This is a genomic window from Acinetobacter sp. CIP 102129 (genome assembly GCF_000368305.1).
Taxonomy (GTDB): domain Bacteria; phylum Pseudomonadota; class Gammaproteobacteria; order Pseudomonadales; family Moraxellaceae; genus Acinetobacter; species Acinetobacter parvus.
In genome coordinates, this window is record NZ_KB849341.1 from 775121 (window position 1) to 796882 (window position 21762).

At 44.1% G+C, this 21762-nt stretch carries 18 protein-coding genes; 11 read left to right on the forward strand and 7 right to left on the reverse strand.

All coding sequences use genetic code 11. The annotated features are described in order from the left end of the window. Positions 1-448 precede the first annotated feature (448 nt). From F973_RS11760 to F973_RS11780, 5 genes are all read left to right on the forward strand, one after another. Complete coding sequence (locus F973_RS11760; protein ID WP_004761955.1) at positions 449-1336, forward strand: MlaA family lipoprotein; 888 nt, start codon at positions 449-451, stop codon at positions 1334-1336. Between the two features lie 129 nt (positions 1337-1465). After that, positions 1466-2434: an RsbU family protein phosphatase GigA gene (gene gigA / locus F973_RS11765; RefSeq protein ID WP_004675729.1), complete on the forward strand. Its 969-nt coding sequence runs from the start codon at positions 1466-1468 to the stop codon at positions 2432-2434. A gap of 102 nt (positions 2435-2536) precedes the next feature. After that, positions 2537-3058, forward strand: coding sequence for an anti-anti-sigma factor GigB (gene gigB, locus F973_RS11770; RefSeq protein ID WP_004675727.1), 522 nt, complete (start codon positions 2537-2539; stop codon positions 3056-3058). Positions 3059-3087: 29 nt separating this feature from the next. Continuing rightward, a complete protein-coding gene (locus F973_RS11775; protein WP_004761957.1) occupies positions 3088-3912 on the forward strand; it encodes a carbon-nitrogen hydrolase family protein in 825 nt (274 codons plus the stop codon). 193 nt (positions 3913-4105) lie between these two features. Then, positions 4106-4465, forward strand: coding sequence for a DUF4951 domain-containing protein (locus F973_RS11780; RefSeq protein WP_004761959.1), 360 nt, complete (start codon positions 4106-4108; stop codon positions 4463-4465). Positions 4466-4479: 14 nt separating this feature from the next. Here F973_RS11780 and gspE read toward each other — a convergent pair whose 3' ends face one another. Further along, entirely contained in the window at positions 4480-5967 is a 1488-nt protein-coding gene (gspE, locus tag F973_RS11785; protein ID WP_004761961.1) for a type II secretion system ATPase GspE, read from the reverse strand. A 93-nt stretch (positions 5968-6060) separates the two neighbouring features. Here gspE and F973_RS11790 point away from each other — a divergent pair, with 93 nt between their 5' ends. Continuing rightward, positions 6061-6897 (forward strand): hypothetical protein, encoded by an 837-nt coding sequence (locus F973_RS11790; RefSeq protein ID WP_004683021.1) that lies wholly within the window; start codon positions 6061-6063, stop codon positions 6895-6897. Between the two features lie 9 nt (positions 6898-6906). Further along, complete coding sequence (locus F973_RS11795; RefSeq protein ID WP_004683023.1) at positions 6907-7836, forward strand: mechanosensitive ion channel family protein; 930 nt, start codon at positions 6907-6909, stop codon at positions 7834-7836. On the opposite strand, the gene F973_RS11800 is transcribed toward F973_RS11795, so the two are convergent. Then, the gene (locus F973_RS11800; protein WP_004761963.1) at positions 7837-10692 is read right to left on the reverse strand and encodes a DUF2339 domain-containing protein; all 2856 of its coding nucleotides are present in this window, start codon (positions 10690-10692) and stop codon (positions 7837-7839) included. A 188-nt stretch (positions 10693-10880) separates the two neighbouring features. Between F973_RS11800 and polA the strand changes: the two genes are divergently transcribed. Next, complete coding sequence (gene polA, locus F973_RS11805) at positions 10881-13661, forward strand: DNA polymerase I (protein ID WP_004761966.1); 2781 nt, start codon at positions 10881-10883, stop codon at positions 13659-13661. 60 nt (positions 13662-13721) lie between these two features. Here polA and F973_RS11810 read toward each other — a convergent pair whose 3' ends face one another. The 5 genes from F973_RS11810 to ppx are packed head-to-tail and all read right to left on the reverse strand — an operon-like array spanning position 13722 to position 18852. Next, entirely contained in the window at positions 13722-14291 is a 570-nt protein-coding gene (locus F973_RS11810) for a YggT family protein (protein ID WP_004683029.1), read from the reverse strand. Positions 14292-14307: 16 nt separating this feature from the next. Next, a complete protein-coding gene (gene proC, locus F973_RS11815; protein ID WP_004761969.1) occupies positions 14308-15147 on the reverse strand; it encodes a pyrroline-5-carboxylate reductase in 840 nt (279 codons plus the stop codon). Positions 15148-15150: 3 nt separating this feature from the next. Continuing rightward, on the reverse strand, positions 15151-16542 hold the full coding sequence (tilS, locus tag F973_RS11820) for a tRNA lysidine(34) synthetase TilS (RefSeq protein WP_081399910.1): 1392 nt from the start codon (positions 16540-16542) through the stop codon (positions 15151-15153). After that, on the reverse strand, positions 16479-17303 hold the full coding sequence (locus F973_RS11825) for an acetyl-CoA carboxylase carboxyltransferase subunit alpha (RefSeq protein WP_004761973.1): 825 nt from the start codon (positions 17301-17303) through the stop codon (positions 16479-16481). Before F973_RS11825 ends, tilS begins: the two co-directional genes overlap by 64 nt. A gap of 28 nt (positions 17304-17331) precedes the next feature. After that, the gene (gene ppx / locus F973_RS11830) at positions 17332-18852 is read right to left on the reverse strand and encodes an exopolyphosphatase (RefSeq protein ID WP_004683034.1); all 1521 of its coding nucleotides are present in this window, start codon (positions 18850-18852) and stop codon (positions 17332-17334) included. Between the two features lie 273 nt (positions 18853-19125). Between ppx and trxA the strand changes: the two genes are divergently transcribed. From trxA to F973_RS11845, 3 genes are all read left to right on the forward strand, one after another. Then, complete coding sequence (gene trxA, locus F973_RS11835) at positions 19126-19452, forward strand: thioredoxin (RefSeq protein WP_004675702.1); 327 nt, start codon at positions 19126-19128, stop codon at positions 19450-19452. Between the two features lie 329 nt (positions 19453-19781). Next, positions 19782-21050 (forward strand): transcription termination factor Rho, encoded by a 1269-nt coding sequence (gene rho / locus F973_RS11840; protein ID WP_004675700.1) that lies wholly within the window; start codon positions 19782-19784, stop codon positions 21048-21050. A gap of 395 nt (positions 21051-21445) precedes the next feature. After that, positions 21446-21715: a hypothetical protein gene (locus F973_RS11845; protein ID WP_004761974.1), complete on the forward strand. Its 270-nt coding sequence runs from the start codon at positions 21446-21448 to the stop codon at positions 21713-21715. Positions 21716-21762: the final 47 nt, after the last annotated feature.

Here is a 21762-nt window from a genome sequence, read left to right on the forward strand (position 1 = left end):
GATCAATCAATCAGTAAAAATCCACACAAGTTGTTCTTCTATTCTCTTAATGATCTTCTCGATGATTCGTCATCATCAAGCTAGGTCGGCTATGTTACCCTAAATCTCTTTAAAGTCAACTGATAATTTCGATATTTTTAAAACTTATCAACCAACCCAAGAATCTAACCACTTTAGTCAAACCTTTGTTTATCAACAAGTTTTTATCTGCATCACCGCCGATGGAGTCGCATTATAGATCATTCTAAATACCTTGCAAGTGCTTTTTTAAATTAATATATCCAAGTGAACAATTTTCAATCAAAAACACTTTCCAGCTTATATTTTTCAACCGAATTTGTTTTAATACCAGAAGAACAATTAAACTATATGCCGTTTCTATATAATGTTTGCATCAAGGCAATCATTTAATGACTGTAATTTCGCTCTAACGCGATTAAGGACTTATATGCATTACTCAAATTTTATCTTGCTTGGGTTGTTAACTGCTGGAGCATGTTCATCAGTATTCGCGCAAGAGACTCCCAATGAATCGGCAGACCAGAGCAATACTACTGAGAATCAGGCAACAACCGAACAGAAAAACCCGACCACGATTCAAGCAATAAAAGATTTGAAGCATCTCACCAAGAATGATTTAAAAGTAAATGCAAATGCAGCTCAGCCTGATGCGATAAAAGACCCTTTACAACCATTAAATCGCCAAATATTTGCCTTCAACGATACATTAGACCGATATGTACTTAAGCCAGTAGCTATCCAATACGTTGAAAAAGTACCAGAACCTGTACGAAGTCCTTACCGTCAATTTCGCAAAAACCTCGGTGAACCGTGGAATGCAGTCAACCAGTTCATACAGGGCCGCCCAACACGTGCAGCTAAAAGTCTAGGCCGCTTCACGATCAACACCTTAACGACTTTAGGCTTTGCTGACCCTGCACGTCGTCTGGGATTGCCAACAGAAGAAGAGAGTTTTGGGGTAACGCTAGGCTATTATGGTATTGCCTCAGGTCCTTATGTCATGCTGCCTTTCTTTGGCCCCAGTACGTTCCGTGATGGTTTTGGTTTGCTCGCTGATAGTTATGGTCGCTCACAAAAATATATGCTCGACGACCAACAAGGAATTTATTGGTCTACAAATGAGTTACAAGCTATAGATGCTCGTGCTCAAGTTTTGGATATTGAAGAAAGCTTAAAAGGCGATAAATATGCAATGATTCGAGATTTCTATCTGCAAAGAAAGGCTTTCCAAATTGCTGAAAAACATAGCGACTCTGCAGATGTATCATTTGTAGATGATACTGAAGATAGTGAAGAATCTTCGGATAATCAGTAAATTCGTATTTCTATATTTATAGACATAAGTATTACTCTCTATTTTAAATGTGAGTAATACTATGTTTTCCATCATATTTCATCTATGATGAATTAAAAAATGATCATACAAAGGATCGGCTATTCATCTATGTATTTCATTCAGCCCACACGCTCAATACCTTGTTTAGATCAGTCATTGAATGAGTTACCGAGTTTACAAGTCATTCATGTTGATGATCTAGATTTGTATGATCCCACAATTATTGCAATTGCAGATGTTCAGGACTTTTTAAAATACCAATGGAAGTTGCCTACCATTGTGCTGGCTTTTGAAGATGAAGGAACTGCTCTGGCACAAGCATGGGAAATGGGAGCATTGGCAGGCTGGATCTGGGATAGCCTACCTAAAAATCCTGTTCATGCCTTATTTAAAATTGATGCCCAGTATAAACGTAATCAGGATAGCCGCGATCTACCTTCCGCCGCTGAGTTACAGAAGCGCCTTTTACCCAATCCAATTGAACTACCCAATTATCAGTTTGAGTCCTTTTTTCAGCCTTCTGCCTATCTTTCAGGGGACTGGTATGATTATTGGCGTCTGAATGATGAAGAAATTTTATTCTATCTTGCCGATGTGTCAGGACATGGGGTGACCAGCAGTTTATTGACCTCATGGATGGCGGCATTTCATGGTAGGTCAAAGACACCAAGCCAGCTCATCCAAAAGCTCAATGCCATGCTGGTACAGGAAAACATTGAAAAGCATATCACTATGGTGGCAGGGGTTCTGAATTTGGTTAGCCACGAAGTGCGTTGGTCAAGTGCGGGGCATTATCCTCCCCCAATCATTTTTGAACCGAATCAGCCTCCCCAGATTCTGACAACCAGCAGCTTTCCATTAGGCTTGACCGAAGAACTGGAAGTGGAAGAGCATCATTGTGTACTAAACCGTCATTCCCGCTTTATTTTATGTTCCGATGGCGCACTGGAACCTTTTGATGGCGGGTTAAATGAGCAATTTAACCAACTGGTCACCCACCTTCAAAACAACTCTTTCCAGCCTCCCGACCATGTGGCTGATGATATTGCCATTCTGAGTTTATGCCGAATGAATTAATTTTAAAATCAATGTTTTAATTAGATCACAGCATCCAACCACTTGTGTCTAGAATATCACTATGGGATAATTTTATATCCTTTCTCTGAAAATGGCATTTATATGTCAACAGGTCATGTTGAATATGCAAGCTTAAATGGAACGCATATTTTCAAGCTTATTGGCGAAGTGCGTGCCCAATCTTGTATAAGTTTGGACAAGCTACTCAACAAGATTGAACAGCAGCAAAATGTTGTTGGTGCAATCGTTGATTTAACCCAGACCACATTTATTGATAGTACTGTCCTGGGCGTACTTGCAAAACTCGGTCTTAAGCTTAAACAAGTCCATCACATACAGGCAGTCATGCTTTCAACCAATCCAGATATTACCACCCTGGCGAATAGCATGGGGCTGGGGCAGGTTTTTGTGATCCTGAATTACTGCGGCGATCCTAGTGTGTGCACGCTGGAGCTAACAGAAGAATTTGTGACACACAGTGCAATGTTAAATACAGTACTGGACGCGCATAAGACCCTGATGCGCCTGAATGAAAACAATCAGAATATGTTTGAACCACTGGTCAAGCAGTTGCAAAAAGAACAGGATTGTTTAAACCAGGATACTCAAAAACAAAACGCCTGATCGTTGCCTCCTAATATTGTGGTACCTATATGAGTCTGCTTTCTGTTGTACAAATGAACTCTCAAGATGACATTGAAACGAATTTCACTGTCATTGAGTCATTGATTCAGCAAAGTAAGGCCCAAGATGCTGAACTGATTGTCTTCCCTGAAAATTTTGTCTGTTTTGCCGCAGGTAAGCAACGCGAGACCGCAGCACAGTTTGAGGCTATTCAGCAACGACTGGAACAGCTTGCTCACCGCTACCAGATCTGGATTGTTGCGGGTACACTTCCCTGCCCATTTCGTCCTGATGGCTCAATCATTCAGGATGGTCGTGTGCGTACCGTCAGTTTATGCATTAGTCCTGAGCGTACAGAAGCACGTTATGACAAGATCCATTTGTTTGATGTTCAGGTGGGTGACGCTGTTGGGGGTTATCAGGAATCAAGATTTTTTGAGCCTGGTGATGAGGTTGTTGTTGCCAGAACATCTTTTGGTAATCTCGGACTAATGGTATGTTATGACTTGCGTTTTCCAGAACTCTCGTTGATGTTACGCACCAAAGGGGCGAATATTCTAACCGCGCCCGCCGCATTTACCTACACAACAGGCAAACTGCACTGGCAACTGCTGCTACAGGCACGTGCCATGGATAGCCAGTGTTTTGTTCTTGGTGCGGCACAGCAAGGCTGGCATGGGGAACAGCGTCAAACCTGGGGGCATGCAGGGATTACGGATAGTCGTGGTCAGCTTTTACAGATGATAGACACTGAGGGGCATGGTTTAGTAACCAGTGCTTTTGACCTTGATGAACAAAATACCATTCGCCTTTCCATGCCACTTATGCAGCATCGCAGATTAATCAATTACTAAACACATCATAAGGCTTAGCTAAGCCAAAATATGTGCATACAGTAAATATCTGACCATAATGATCAACTTTTTCAATGAAAACTGATTAGAAGCATGATTTAATAAAGATTATTCATCTTGGTAGAACAAGCTCTTCTCATTTTGTTCTATTCATACTGTAACATTGTTGATTAATTCTTATTAAGCTTTATCCATGTTTAGATTATTTATTGTTGTATTTTTAATTGGGACAACAATTCAACTTTATGCTGCTGAAATAGAAACATCTGAAGTTTCTCAACACCAAATCATCTCTCTTCCAACACCACAGAACCTGTCCCTGAATGCATTTGGCCAATGGATTATTGGCTGGGGAACAGGTGCTGAAGGTGCTAGACAACGTCTTGACAATATCCAACCTGAAGATGTTACTGTCATCAAGCAAAAAGGTACAACGCTAGACATGATCAAAGTCTGGCAACAGTATTATGAACAAGAGCTGGAAAATAATTTTGAAAATCCAACCGCGCGTTACCGTGCCAGATTAATGAAAAGAATTGCTGATCTCTGGTAAGGTGAAGTGGCAGATTATTCTGCCGCTTCAGTGGTTACCCGCAACACTTCTTCCAGTGTAGTTTTACCAGCCAAGACTTTTCTTAAACCATCATCACGAATTGAACCTGCATAACGGCGAGCATGGTTTTCCAGTTCATATTCAGCCGCATTGCCATGAACCAAACGACGCAGAGATTCATCCACAGGGACAATTTCATAGATTGCAGTTCGGCCACTAAAGCCAACATGAGAGCATTGCTCACACCCTTTAGGTTCAGGCAATTCCATGTGTTGATCCACATTTAAATGCTGGAAAACCTGTCGTTCAAAGTCATCGGCCTTACGCCAAGTCACACAATGTGGACACAAGGTACGCACCAAACGCTGTGCAATCACACCAATCAGGGAGCTCGCCAGCAAGAACGGTTCAATACCCATATCTTTTAAGCGGGTCACTGCACCAATGGCGGTATTGGTATGCAGTGTGGAGAGCACCAAGTGCCCTGTCAGTGATGCCTGTACTGCAATTTCAGCCGTCTCAAGGTCACGGATCTCCCCCACCATTACCACATCAGGGTCTTGACGCAGCATGGCTTTCAAGGCACGGGCAAAGGTCATATCCACCTTGGTATTAACCTGTGTCTGTCCAATCCCCTCAAGTTGGTATTCAATTGGGTCTTCGGCCGTCAGGATATTGCGGGTATTATCATTCAGGTCAGACAATGCCGCATAAAGTGTGGTGGTTTTCCCCGAACCTGTTGGGCCTGTCACCAGAATAATGCCATGCGGACGATGTACCAGTTGGGTCAGACGCTCATAGTCATTTTGCATTAGGCCCAGGTGGGTCATGTTTAAACGCCCAGCCTGCTTATCGAGTAAACGCATTACTACTCGCTCACCGTGAGAGGATGGCAAGGTGGATACACGCACATCAACCTCACGGCCCGCCAAACGCAGTGAAATACGGCCATCCTGAGGAATACGTTTTTCTGCAATATCCAGTTTTGCCATGACTTTAATACGTGACACCAACAACGGCGCAAGTTCACGGCGTGGCTGCACGATTTCACGCAGTTGCCCATCAACCCTCAAACGTACTGAAAGTTTCTTCTCAAAGGCCTCGATATGAATATCAGATGCACTGACACGAATCGCTTCTGACAATAACGCATTAATCAGGCGAACAATCGGCGCATCATCTTCCTGATCCATTAAGTCTTCGGCTTCAGGCACTTGATCGGCAAGGCTGAGTAAATCAGGATGGTCTTCCAGACCAGCCGCAACCTGTTGCGACTCCCCCGTGTCACCCGCATAGCTGGAGCTGAGCAAAGCATGAAATTCCTGATCGCTACACAATTGATCGTGGGCAGATTTCCCCAAAATTCGACGCGCTTCCTGCAAGGCAATCCGTGCGGTGTCTTTCCGTCGCACAATAAATGCCTGATCGCCCTCGTAACGTAACAAAACGCCATGTCTTTTGGCAAAACTATAAGGAATTTGTATTTGTTTAAGTATTTGCATCATACAAATAATGATAAAAAAGATGCTTGAGTGTACTCTAAGCGAGTTACAGCGTGAAGTCTGTTTAGCATACTCACACAGGAATTTTACATCTTGTCTCAAAATAATTCATATCAAAAGCAGCAATTTCAGCCGCCTCATGCCAACATTTTGAAATGGTGGGGAGAACAACAATTTGAAATTCAGCAGGCCAAGGCCTGGCAATTCGGTTCACTGTTATTTCGCCTGACCCGTGGCATTAAGGAATGGCGTTTGGAATATCATCGCCCTCAATATCAGCACGATTATGAACAACAATGGAAAATGCTGAGCGATACTGAGTTTGCAATGCCACAGCCTGCAAAGATCGAACGTTATATGTTCCATAATACCCAAAGTACATTTCACTTAATGCCCCGTTTGGCAGATCGTTCGGTGGTAATCAAGCCTGTAGACCCAATTTATATCCCAGCAGGTCAACGCGGAACACTTTATATCAGTACGCCCTTATGGATTGCAGGCTTGGTTGGGGGATTGACTGAACCTTTATTTGATATTCCCATCATCCAGCCGAAAGACACCTGGTTTGGAAAAGACCCCCAGCATGGTGAAATTTGTTATGCCACCTCGGTGGATGGACGCACCGATTTAAATTTGCTCAAACCGCGTGCATTCCGTGCAGTCACTCCAATTGAGTTCCACAACACCAGCCAGCATCAACTGCGTTTTGACCGTATGAATGTGCCCGTGCCCGCGCTTCCTCTGTTCTATAGCGAAAGTACAGGACGTTTATGGACCTCACAAATCAAGGTCCATTATGAGGGTGCGGAACATCCAGCACGTATCCGCATTGAAAACAAAACACCAACTCAGGCAGGCGAGGTCATTTATGTCCACCCACCACGGGCACCTGGCAGCACCTTGTTCAATATGTTCGATTCATTCTTTTAAGAGGTTTTTATGGCAGAAACCAGCATTCCCAAAGATGTGGCAAATAACCTGACCGACACCCTGAAAAGTATATTCACAGGTATTAATCTTGATCGGCTGAGCGAAATTCTGGTTGCCATTATCTTGTGCTTTATTGGTTTCCTGATCGCACGTCTTGTTTCAAACACCTTTATCCGCACCATTGGCAGTCGTTTAAATGCGCATCAGCGTTTATTGTGGCGCAGGGGGATTTTTTATTTTATTTTCCTGCTGTTTATTATGACCAGCTTAAGGGAAGCAGGTTTTAAACTCAGCGTTTTCCTGGGTGCAGCGGGGATTTTAACGGTGGCTTTAGGTTTTGCCTCACAAACCTCTGCCACCAACCTGATCAGTGGTTTGTTCCTGATTGGTGAAGGTTCATTTGAAGTTGGTGATACGATTCAGATTACCCTGATTCGTGGGCAGACCATTGAGGGACAGGTGATTTCAATTGACCTGCTGTCTGTGAAACTGCTCACACTAGATAATGTCTATATTCGCCTACCCAATGAGCAACTGATTCGAACACCTGTGATGAACCTGTCCAAATATCCAATACGGCGGATTCCCATCACGCTGGCGATTAATTTCCATGAGGACATCATTAAGGTAAGGCAGGTATTGCTGGATGTCGCAGCCAAATATCCTTTGGTGATGGATGATCCAAAGGCAACCGTGACCGTAACCGCATTTCGGGAATCCTCAATTGAATTGCTGTTTTCTGTCTGGTGCCGTCAGGAAAATGCCCTAAAGGTTCGCGATGAGATGCAGGAACGGGTACGAAATGGCTTTGTGGAAAATCAGATCGAAATCCCTGTACCGAAAATGGGCTTGATTGACCGCCCCATCCCACTTGAGGATGATGAGATTGATCAATATGCCCATCAGAAAGAACTTAAAAAAGAGCAGAAAGAGAGTTGATTAGCCCTCTTTCTGACTTTCCTCAAACGCAGGTGGCAAAGGTGCGAGATAGGCAATCACCAGCATGACCGCACCCGAACCGATAAATGAAATCACGCGCGTCAATGTGCCGCTTTGCGATAAGTCCAGCAGTAATAATTTAGCCACCACAATGCCCAACAACGCAGCACCCACAAACCAGATTTGGCGGATATGACGGCGACTGGAAAAAGTCATCAGGATAAATGCCAGAATTACCCATAATAAAGTCAGGCTGAGCTGCACATCACCATTTGACCAAATGTCCAATCCCCACAATGGCGTACCCAGATAATGATGCATGGCACGCACCACCACGCTGCTCAACACCAATAAACCAATTAAAATAGTGGTGACTTTAAAGCCCCACTCGACAGACTGCTCGGTGGTAAAATCATGATGATAAATAATCCAGATCATACCAACGAACATCAGCAAGGATAAAATGTCCGTGAAGTTCAGCAACGGTAAAAAATAGTATTGCTCAGCAGAATAGGTATCAAGGTTAACCAGCACTAGCCACAACAGGGTCAAACACCAGACGGGAAGCTGATGCAGCAACTGTGTCCTATTCGTTTGAAACAGCCAAGCACCGTAGATAATAGGGATTATTGCAAGGGCAAGGATTGGCATCATAGGGAAAATAGCTAAACCAACACTTGCCAGACTCAACCAAAGCAATGTAGACCAAATCGCCAGATATGCTTTTGAAGAAGTGAGTTTTAAGGTTATCAGCATGATCGCCAATACAACCGAAGCTACGGCAAAGCTGAACTGGCTTAAACCACTCGGCCAATGCCAGACCGAATACACATTTGCAGCAAAACTTTCCCCATAGAGCAGGAACAGCAGACCACCCAATAAAATCAGTTGCACATTTCCCCACTGCAATTGTGATTTTAAATGAACAGCAAGGCTAAAACCAGCCATCAAAACCGTTCCAATCGCAAGATAAGGACTCAGTCCATATTGCTGCCACTGCATCAACTCAACGCCCGCAACTGCACCTGCATACAGGCCAAGCGCAAGGAAAATCCCGCTAAGCATACGTGCGCTAAAATACTTTTCAACTTCCTGGTAATGCAATAAATAAAATGCTGAAATAAATTGTGCTAAAGCATAAATCACCGTACTGAGTATTGGAAAATGATCATTTGACCAAATCTGAAAAATCAGTGCCACTGAACTGAACAATACCAAGATCACACCAATATAACGGCTCAAACGATAGCGCTCGGTTACACCCCAAACGATTAATGCGGTTCCCTGTATCACCCAGCCTGTGGAAATCCAGTGCGCACCTTTTGCCAATGGGAAAATCAGTGCGACAAAAACTACAGCAAGGATAAAGAAGCTTTTTGCCAAGATGGAAAGTTGTGGATGCTGCCGTTTAATCCACAGATTTAATGAAATATAGACAATTGCCAAGGCAACTGCCCCCAAGGTCATGGCCTGGGTGGAGTTATGCATCAGGTAGGCATGCAGTGAAAAGCCCAGTACAGGCACACTAAAAATCAGCCCCACATCCAGAATGGGTTGTAAGCGCTGGGTTTTCTGCCCTGTGTCCTGATTTAAATTTAGGTCATGGTTTTTAACCCGCAACATTAACTGGCTATAACGGACACTGAGCCAGATAAACAGCGCGATATGCAACCATAAAATCCAGTCCAGTGTAGCAAATTGCTGCGTCTTGGCATAAATTCCAATCACTGCCCCACCAATAAACATGGTGGCAAAAAAAGCGATTTGATGCAGGATTTTCCAGGGTTGAATAAAATTAACCGCTGCAACAGCTAAATTAATTAACAAGTAATAAGCAAACAGGAAAATCACATCAGGATGATTTTGTGGAATTACCAATGGCGCAAGATAGGCCATGCTCAAGGCCAGCATTGCCAAATACAAGGCTTGTTGCTTTAAGCTAAGATAAACCGTCACCAACAGTAAAATGACAAACAGAATACTGGCTGTGGTTAAACTGCCTATGACAGCAAAATGATGTGAGAAAATCAGGGTTAAAAAGACAACGGCTAAACCCACACCTTGCAAGGCAACTGCAAACAACTGGTTTTTCTTTTGCAGCCAATAGCCAGCAATGGTGGTGATAACACCCGCACTGGCAATAAATCCCAGTTTGACACCCAGACTCAATTGCCAATGTTCACTGGCAAAACGCAGTAGCAACACTACACCCACCATCAACACGGCCACAGCAACACGCAGGATTGGATTACCATGTATCATCCAGTCGAATGCAGGTTGCCACCAAGCCTGTTCTTTCGCTATGGGTGGATTGTTGTTGGCTATGGAATCCTGAATATCCATATTTGGAGTTGCTGCGACATTGGCCTGCATCCACGCTGGATGCTGGGCTTCAAAACTTGGTGTAGTTGTTGGTGTGGTGTGGTCGATCTCAATATTTTGAATATTACCTAAAGCTTCTGCTTTTGAATCGGCATTTGTATATTGTTCCAGATGAAGCAACCGTGTTTGAAAGGCGCTGATGGTTTGAATCAGGCAGAGCATAAGCACCAGCAACGCACCACCTGCCAGCCACATCCATGTATTTGCATAGGCAAAAAGCGCAACCAGCGCCGCGCTATAAATCACGATGCGTTGCATTCCAATACCAGCAGACTGGGCAAAATAGCTGGGTGCCGCCTGCTCAAGCTGAAGCAAACGCTGATGAATCTCGGAAAGGATGTGTACAATAACAACGGTTAGTCCTATTGCGGCGGCAATAATCGCCCCCTGCCATTGAAATGCGATTGCACTGACGAGCAATATAGTCAAGGCAACCAGAACAATGACCATTCCCTGTTTATCTTTTTTATACATGGGTTTATATCAATTATCACAGCTTCATTGAAGCTATCTTACTTGATCATTGGATAGGCCGCTATTTTTACATACAAAATACTGCAATTTTTAAAACGACATAGATCGTCCCTGCTCAACACGACAACAGGGACAGCCACCACTTTTTCACGTAAAATAGCTGCCAGTTCATAATAAGGATTTGTGCAATGCCACCTTTTGTCCTGGTTGACGGGTCTTATTTTTTATTTCGTGCTTTTCACGCCTTACCTCCACTCACAACATCGACTGGTCTGCATACCAATGCAATCCGTGGTGCCATTTCGGCGATCCAGAAGCTGATGCGCCGTACCCAGCCCACCCATATGGCGGTGATCTTTGACACGCCAGAGCCAACATTTCGTCATAAATTATCACCGATTTACAAAGGTGATCGTCCAAGCATGCCAGAGGAATTGTCACAACAGATTCCGTATTTGCATGCCTTAATCAAAGCACAGGGTATTCCATTGTACAGCCTGCCAGGTGCAGAAGCGGATGACATTATTGGAACGCTGGCAAAACGTGCGGTGCTTGAGGGTCACCATGTGCTGATCTCAACAGGCGACAAGGATATGGCGCAACTGGTCAATGAGCATGTCAAACTGGAAGACAGCTTCAAGGACCGCGTGCTGGATGAGGCTGGCGTATATGAGAAGTTTGGCGTGCACCCGCACCAGATTATTGACTATCTCACCCTTATGGGCGATGCCTCTGATGGCATCATGGGCGTTCCAGGCGTGGGGGCGAAAACGGCTGCCAAACTGCTAAATGAATACGGTTCACTGAACAATATCATTGCCAATGTAGACCAGCTCAAGGGTAAAATCAGTCAAAATATCAAGGACAATCTGGACAACATCAAGATTGACCATCAGCTTGCCAGCATTGTCTGTGACCTTGAGCTTAATCTGGACTGGCATGAACTCAAGCTCTGCAATCCAAACGTGGACCATCTGCGTGACCTTTACACTGAACTGGAATTCCGTAACCAGTTACAGTCTTTAGATCATCCGAACAATCCAAATGGCTCTGCCTATCAACAGACTTCACAGAACATTGTGAAAGCTGCGCAAAACACTGAAGCCACGGCGGCACAGGATGGTATTGCAGAAGACCATGCCAGTCTTTCCAGTCAGGATGACCAGCTTGGCACAGCCAGCTATCATACGGTACTGAAACAGGAGGATTGGGACAGCCTGTTACAACGGATGCAGGAGACCGATCACTTTGCCATTGATACAGAAACCACCAGTCTGGACTATCGTATTGCAGAGCTGGTTGGATTTTCTGTCGCCTTTGACGCAAACGATGCCTATTACATTCCATTGGCACATGACTATGAAAATGCACCTGAACAGCTTAATCGTGAAGCTGTTTTGGCACAGATCAAACCGATTCTTGAAAATGAACAGGTCAGGAAAATCGGTCACCACTTAAAATACGATGCACACATCTTTGCCAATCACGGCATCATCATTCAGGGCTGGTATTTCGATACTATGCTGGCGTCTTATGTCCTGAATGCGGCGGCAACACGTCATGGTATGGATGATGTGGCACGGGTGTATCTCAGCCATCTCACCACCACTTTCGAGCAAATCGCTGGTAAGGGTGCCAAACAGAAAACCTTTAACCAGATTGAGCTTGAGGTTGCGGCACATTATGCCGCTGAAGATGCGCATGTCACCTATCGGCTGTATGAGGTGCTGTCAGCAAAGCTCCAGCCTTTGCCTGAACTGGTCAATATCCTGCATAACATTGAGATGCCTGTTGCTCGGGTATTGACGGGCATGGAAGAAGATGGAATCAAGCTGGATCATGCTTTCCTTGACCAGCTCAGTGTTGAATTTTCTGAAACCATGCAGACACTGGAAAATCAGGCCACCGAACTGGCAGGTGAGGCATTTAATATCGCCTCACCTAAACAAGTCGGTGAAGTGTTATTTGACAAACTGGGCATCAAAGGCGGCAAGAAAACAGCAACTGGACAATACAGCACCAGTGAAAGTGTGCTGGAAAAAATTGAGCATCCGCTAGCCGAAGTGATTCTGGAACACCGTGGACTGGCAAAGCTTAAAAACACCTATACTGACCGTCTGGTTGAACAGTCACATGATACGACACATCGTGTGCATACCAGCTATCATCAGGCCTTGACCGCGACAGGCCGCCTGTCATCCACTGACCCAAACCTGCAAAACATTCCAATTCGTACTCAAATTGGACGTCAGATTCGCAAGGCATTTATTGCACCTGAGGGACGTGTGTTGCTGGCAGCCGATTACTCACAAATTGAACTGCGCCTGATGGCACATTTTTCCCAGGATGATGCACTGGTTCATGCGTTCCAGCATGGACAGGATGTACACCGCCGTACCGCGTCTGAAGTACTGAGCATTGCCATTGAAGATGTGACCAATGACCAGCGCCGCCAGGCCAAGGCCGTCAATTTCGGCCTGCTCTATGGCATGTCGGAGTTTGGCTTGATTCGTCAATTGGGCTTTACCCGTGAAGAATCACAGAACTATATCAAGCAATATTTCCACCGCTATCCTGGTATTTATGAATATATGCAGCGTACACGTCAGCTTGCACTGGAACAGGGTTTTGTTGAGACAATACTGGGGCGCCGTTTATATACACCAGATATTGATGCACGAAACATGATGGTACGCAAGGCGGCTGAACGTGCCGCGATTAACGCACCATTACAGGGAAGCGCGGCCGATATCATTAAGATTGCCATGATTGAGGTTGATAAAATCCTGCCAAAAGATCAGGCCAAGCTTTTATTGCAGGTACACGATGAACTGGTATTTGAAGCAGATGAATCAATTGCTGAGGAGCTATCCAGACAGATTACGGATGTCATGCAGTCCGTTGTTCAGATTTCAGTTCCATTGGTGGTTGAGGTCGGACAGGGACTGAACTGGGATGCTGCTCACTAATACGTGAGCAATAAAAAAAGGATTGTGTAAAATACAATCCTTTTTTTATTTTGAAGCAGATTAAAGTCCTGTTAAAAGAACTTTCGCCGCTTCATTCATTAAGATCTCAGCAATATATAAAGCCAAGAATGCCAAAATTGGCGACAGGTCAATCATCCCCATATTCGGCAACAAACGGCGGAAAGGTGCAAGCAATGGCTCAGCAAGTTCCTGAATCACTTCAATATAAGGTGAACGTGTCTGCGTAAACATCACCACCCAGCTTAAAATGATGGTTGCAAAAATAAGGTAGCGGCAGAAACGGATCAAGTCCTGAATCATGGTCACAAAAGTCGTGATCACCAGATACACGGCACTATGCGGCATCTGTCCAGACAAATACATCAGGCCAAAGATTTTCAGTAAATACAGCACCACCAGCAAGGCAACCGCAGCCAGATTGACACGACCCTTGCTCACCGTTGGAAAAATACGGCTAAAAACATCCACAATCTTGGTGGCTTTCACAGTTGAAAGCACTACAGGATTGTATGGACTGACTGCCGCCAATTGCATTAAAAAACGGAAGAAGACCAATAAAATTGCAACATTGATCAAAACACCAAAAATTAGCGCAGAACTTGCACCCATAATTGTCTTATCCTACTTAAACCGATTTAGTCTTGTCACTCAACTCTTGTGCGAGCTCTTGGCTACGCTTCTGAGCTGCTGCAAGCGCTGCTTGAATATTTTGTGAAATCTGCGCACGGTCAAATACCTCTAATGCAGCTTGAGTCGTACCATTTGGAGATGTCACATTTTTACGCAATTCTGATGGTGAGTTGGAGCTGGTAATCGCCATTTGTGCGGCACCCAATGCCGTTTGTAACGTCAATGCTGTCGCCACTTTCTCCTCCAGACCGAGATTCTTGCCTGCACGGATCATGCTTTCCATTAAATAGAAAAAATACGCAGGACCAGAACCAGATACGGCGGTTACCGCATCAATTTGCGCCTCATTATCCAACCAGATGGTGAGACCTGTCGCTGCAAGAATCTGGCTGGTCAGTTCACGGTCCTGTTTACCAACCGCTTCAGATGCATAAATGCCATGCGCCCCTGTCTGCACCAACGCAGGTGTATTTGGCATCACACGCACAATACGCTGGCTGCCGCCAATTAAATCTGAAATCGTTTGAATTTCAGCACCCGCAATAATTGAAATCACGAGTTTATCCGACAATAAACCTTTTAATGGTTGTAATACCGTTGCCAAAACTTGTGGTTTGACCGCCAATACCACAACGTCCGCATTTTTAATTGCGTCCACATTATCTGTTGTGGTTTGAATATTTTTTTCTTCTAAGATGTGACGAATTTGTTCAACTGGATCAGAAACGGTAATGCGCGTCGTCGGTAAACCACGAGAAAGTAGCCCACCAATCAAGGCTTGCGCCATGTTACCACCACCAATAAAACAAATATTTTGATTCAATGTTGTCGCCATGTCCTACTCATCATATGAAAAAGACTGCTGAAAAAAGTCATTGCAGTCAGAAATTAAACTTGGTTGCCAACCGCCCTGCTCTAAATAATCAGATTGCGCCAACCAAAAACCCTTTGGGCTAAAAACCCCAAGCATAACATTATCTACGACCAATATTTGAATTGTATGACGTAACCAAGGCAAAATCTGTGCTTCCTGAATGGCTTTTTTCAGTGGCCAATGCCCAACCCGCCCATAAAGATGGATTTTCTCGCCACCCTGCCGCTTGATTAAGCGCAACTCTTGACCCAGCAGTTTTGGAGAAAGCCCGATCGTCTGCGATTCAATCCTGAATTTTCCCGCTGCAACCTGTATAAATTGACCTATTTCATAATACTGTGACGACACATTTGCAATGGATGATTGCTTTTCCGCATATAATATATCATGTGTTAAACGATATAGTTTTTTCTGATAGCGAACATAATAATGCTGGTTGATATGTAAAGTCGCCTGTGCATCAGGTTTTGCCAGAATCACTTCTTGCTGTAGACGCTGTACCATATCGTAGCTTGGACGATACTGATCATCTCCCTTTACCCAGGCTGAGAGTAATTGACGTTGTCGTGCCAATGAAAGTTGACTCAATTTCAGCAGATCAAGCTCCTGATCTGCTATGCAATCTTGCCAATCCTTTTGTAATACATTCTCCAATATCTCTGCTGTATCCTGCATCAGATAACTGGTTCGCGCTATAACAGCCTGCATTTTTGGGAAGCGAGTTTGTATAACATCCCATAGCACTTCCCGACACCATGCCCGATCATAATGGGTATCATGATTGGTTGGATCAGTCACATAATCAAAACCCAGTTGCTGTGACCATTGCTCAATGTGCGCACGACTTAAGTCCAAAAATGGTCGCCAGATGGTCATATTATTGCGTTTATCGATTTGCCGCATTGCAGCCAGTCCATTTACTCCAGCGCCAGAAAATAAACGCAATAACACAGTTTCAGCCTGATCTTGCTGATGATGAGCCAGAACTAAAACTTCATGACTTTGCAAATGCTGTTGATAGGCCTGATAACGCGCCTGCCGCGCCTGCTGTTCCAGATTGCCTGCTTCAACCTGCACCTTTTGAATGATGCAGGGAACTTTCAGTACTTCAGCTTGTTTTTGTACCAGCGTTCCCCATTCCGCACTCATCTGCTGTAGTTGATGATCAATATAAATTGCACGGGTTCTGCTTGGAAAAATTTCAGACATCAGATGCAACAACAGCATGGAATCCATGCCGCCGCTACACCCAAGCAGGAATTGGGTGGATTCAGAAAAATACTGGACTTGCGTTAGGATGCGATGCCTAAATTGCTGCTGCCAAACTTCATTAAACGTTGATAACGTGCGTCGCATCTTACTTGAGCATCCATCGGTTGCAGTTCATCCAGGACTTGTTTTAACACATCTTTTAAGTCATGCATGACTTTTTCAGGCTGCAAATGTGCCCCGTCGCCCTCATCCACGACATATTCAACAATACCTAAAGCTTTCAGCTTGTCGGCAGTTAATGCGAGTGCTTCACTGGCTTGAGCCGCTTTATCTGCTGTTTTCCATAGAATGGAGGCACAGCCTTCAGGTGAGATCACCGAGTAAATACTGTGTGAGAGCATAATCACGCGGTCCGCCACCCCGATACCCAGCGCACCACCAGAACCGCCTTCACCAAGCACAGTAGCAATCACAGGTACTTTCAAGCTGGAAAGTTGTGCCAGACTGGTGGCAATTGCCTCCGCCTGACCTCGTTCTTCCGCACCCACCCCTGGATAGGCACCCATGGTATCAACAAAAGTGAATACTGGAAGATTAAAACGTTCAGCCATGTCCAGTAAACGTTGTGATTTACGATAGCCTTCAGGGTTACACATCCCAAAGTTGTGCTGTAGCTTTTCACGGGTGCCGCGACCACGATGCTGCCCCACCACCATGACGGGCTGTCCGTCAAAACGTGCCAAGCCACCAATCATAGCACCATCGTCACCATATAAACGGTCGCCATGCAGTGCATCAAACTCAGTAAAGATTTCACTGACATAATCTAGAAATTGCGGACGCTCAGGATGTCGTGCAATTTGAACCGTAGCCCACGCCTTGGACTGAGTCGCTTTATTTTTCATAAGTCAAAAATGATCCATAACAATATGGTTAATCAATAAATTTGTCTGACTGAATATTTAACTCAATGTCCCAATGCTTGAATTGCACCTGCTCATCATGCAGGTCTGCAACCAGTAAAGGCCATTGTTTAGCATCGCCAGAAACGCTGAGTTGCCATTGTTGATCATTTACCACACTCAGTTCAATGGCAGGAAGCATCTGATCACTTCGACTATGGTTCAGCAAAACTGCGAGGCGAAGCAACAGGCAAAGATAAAGTAAATGGCTACCACCGACCTTTAACACATCATTCTTGGCATCGGCACGCAGTTTACGCCGATGGTGCGAAACCAGATGTGAAAGATGGTTTTGATCAATCTGTGAGAAGCCTGGAATATCTGAATGCTGTAACAAATAGGCACCATGACGATGATAGCCACCATGGCTAATCGCCAAACCAATTTCATGTAAATAGGCGGCACGACGCAGTAAGTCACTGTCTTCTGTGGTTAAATGCAACGCTCCAGCCACACCATCAAACAATTGCTGGGCAGTATTCACCACACGTTCAGCCTGCTTTGGATCGGCGTTATAGCGCCCCATCAAGGCCTGTACACTGCGGTCACGAATGTCTTCATGCTTGAAACGACCCAACAGGTCATACATCACGCCTTCACGCAATGCACCATCTGAATATGCCAACTTATCAATATTCAAAACGTCAAAAATTGCATACAAAATTGCCATACCTGCTGGCAAAACTGCTCGGCGGTCTTCACGCAGTCCTTCAAAATCAATTTCAGAAACATGCTTAAATTTAAGCAGGCGATCCTTTAGCTTAGACAGCCCTTCATGTGTTAGGTTTTCCTGTTCATCACTCAGCCCCAAATTGACTGCAATCTGACGGCATGCCTTGATGGTTCCACTCGAACCAACAACCGTATCCCAGCCTTCAGTCTTATAGGTATTGGCTATCGCAGACATTTCCTTGCGTGCCGCAACTACCGCCTTATCAAAGGCCTTGGTGGAAATCTCACCATCAGGGAAATATGCTTTACTATAAGCCACACAGCCCATTTGCAAAGATTCAGTGTGTAGCGGCTCGAACTCCTCACCAATAATAAATTCGGTTGAACCACCACCAATATCGACCACCAAACGTCGTCCGCCATTGGCCATGGTATGTGAGACACCAAGATAAATCAGGCGGGCCTCTTCACGGCCTGCAATGATTTCAATGGGTTTTGGCAAGATTTCCGCAGCTTTTTGGATAAACTCATGGCCATTTTTTGCCTGTCTCAGCGCATTGGTCGCCACAATTCTTAAACGGTTGGGTGGCACAGAACTTAAACGACCCACAAAACGTGCCAAACAGGCTAGTCCCCGCTGTTGTGCAGCCTCGGTTAAATTCTTGTTTTCGTCCAGTCCCGCTGCCAACTGTACTTTTTCTGACATTGAAGCAACTTTTTTCACTTCACCGTGATCAACACGAGCGATTGCCAAATGGAAACTATTTGAACCCATGTCAATCGCGGCAAGTAATTCTTCATCAATCAGAAAATCAGACATTATTTATATAAACCCATACACCATTCAGGCATTAGAGTAATTCACACGCCAATAATTTTAAAGTCATTTTCAGCAATAAAATTCGCGTATTTTCACTTTTATCAAGTAAATGATTGTATAAGTCGATGGTCAACATCGTGAGCATCCATTAGACTTTTTATTTTCAAACTTGAATAATCAGAACAAACCCTTACATTGAGTAAAGTAGCAATGTAATATTCATCGTGATGATGATCAAATTCGCACTTTATTCCTTAAATTTGGAGCAACCCCATGTCTGCGACTATTGTTAATACAACTGATGAAAACTTCCAAGCAGATGTTTTAGATGCTGAAACTCCTGTACTCGTTGACTTCTGGGCTGGCTGGTGTGCGCCTTGTAAAGCCATTGCACCTGTACTTGAAGACTTGTCAAATGAATATGCAGGCAAGGTGAAAATCGTTAAGGTTGACGTGACTGCATGTGAAGACACTGCCGTGAAATACAATATCCGTAATATTCCAGCATTATTGATGTTTAAAAATGGTGAAGTTGTGGCACAACAGGTTGGCGCAGCGCCGCGTTCAAAACTTGCAGCATTTATTGATCAGAACATCTAATTTCTGGATGTAGCTGCCAATTAAAAGAAATACACTATTACAGATAGTGTATTTCTTCGTAAAAATTGACAAATTCCCTGATTTCCCCTATATTACTGGATCAAGAAGCCCTGAATGGTATCTACTTCATTACGCTTCTTACAAAACACAAAACATAAGATCGCCGCTCGGCAATAAACAATTGTTTTCACATTTCTCTCTGAAACAATGAACTAAGCTACTGAATCGTGGTTGTGTACCTACAATTACATCAGCGTCTATGTATGCGGTCGATTTTTTATTCTTTTCCCAACATTATCCTCCACTTATTCCATTCTGTCTGACCACTTATGAACTTAACTGAACTCAAGAAAAAACCCATTGGCGAACTCATTAAGATTGCGGATTTTATGGGCCTTGAAGGCATGGCACGTAACCGTAAACAAGATATTATTTTTGCCATTTTAAAGCGCCATGCCATGAATGGCGAAGAAATCTTTGGTGATGGTGTTCTCGAAATTCTCTCTGATGGTTTTGGTTTCCTACGATCGGCTGCTGGTTCATATTTGGCAGGACCAGATGACATTTATGTCAGCCCATCCCAGATTCGCCGTTTCAACCTGCGTACAGGTGACACCATTACAGGTACAATTCGTCCACCAAAAGAGGGTGAGCGTTATTTTGCACTGTTAAAAGTGAATCAAATCAACTATGACACGCCTGAAAACTCACGTAATAAAATTTTATTTGAAAACCTGACGCCATTGTTCCCAACAGAACAGCTGGTGATGGAACTTGGCAATGGCACAACTGAAGACCTAACCGCACGTGTGGTTGATCTGGTTGCACCGATTGGTAAAGGTCAGCGTTCAATTATTGTGGCACCACCGAAAGCGGGTAAAACCATGTTGTTGCAAAATATCGCCCAGTCGATTGTACGCAACAACCCTGAAGTATTTTTGATTGTACTTTTAATTGACGAACGTCCTGAAGAAGTTACTGAGATGGAACGTACTGTTCGTGGTGAAGTGGTTGCATCAACCTTTGATGAAGCGCCTGCCCGCCACGTTCAGGTTGCTGAAATGGTGATTGAGAAAGCCAAACGTCTGGTTGAGCACAAGAAAGATGTTGTGATTCTGCTTGACTCCATTACCCGTCTTGCACGTGCCTACAACACCGTGATTCCATCATCAGGCAAGGTACTTACAGGTGGTGTGGATGCCCATGCCCTTGAACGTCCGAAACGTTTCTTTGGTGCGGCACGTAATATTGAAGAAGGTGGCTCATTGACCATCATCTCAACTGCCCTGATTGAAACAGGCAGTAAAATGGATGATGTCATCTATGAAGAGTTTAAGGGTACAGGCAACCAGGAAATTACACTGGATCGCCGTATTGCCGAGAAACGCGTGTTCCCTGCCATGAACATCAAGAAATCAGGCACCCGCCGTGAAGAACGCCTCATGGATGAAGATAATCTACGCAAGGTCTGGATTCTGCGCAAACTCCTCCATCCTATGGATGAGCTGGCGGCAATGGAATTCTTACTGGATCGTATGAAAGAAACCAAGACCAATGATGATTTCTTCGACCAGATGAAGCGTAAAGCGGCAAACTAACCACGGTACCTCATTAAAAAAGCCACCTTTTATGGTGGCTTTTTTAATTCGGTTGACACCGTTACATATTATTTACACATTATTTAAAAATCCCACATAAAATTTAACTTATTGTTTTTTAAAACAATGAATAAAATTTAAAGACCTAAAATAACAAATATCCGATTTAAAATTACTTTTCCATAGTTATTTTCTATCAAAAATTAGCCAATTTTTGTCATTTTTTGTCGTTTTGTTGGACAGGGCTGTAGTAATTCATGATTTGCTTTGATAGGATAGCAGCAGACCAGTTAGGCTGCTCCCTGCGTTGTTACCTAAAGCGTTTAGGAATAATAAAAGCACATACAGACTAACCCAGGTTTTTTTTAATCTCACAATTTTATGAGAGTGATGCCATGTTATTCAAGAAATTTGCTGTTGCTGCTGCTATTGCCACTACTTTAGCTTTCGTTGGTTGCTCTAAGAAAGAAGAAGCTGCTGACGCTACTGCTGCTGCTTCTGAAGCTGTAGAAGCTGCTACTGAAGCAACTGACGCTGCTGCTGAAGCGACTGACGCTGCTTCTGAAGCGACTAACGCTGCTGCTGATGCAACAACTGTTGTTGCTACTGATGCAACTGTTGTTGCTTCTGACGTTGTTGTTACTGAAGCTTCTGCTGCACAATAATCTACTTTTAGATTATTCAAAAAAGAGAACCGTTTGGTTCTCTTTTT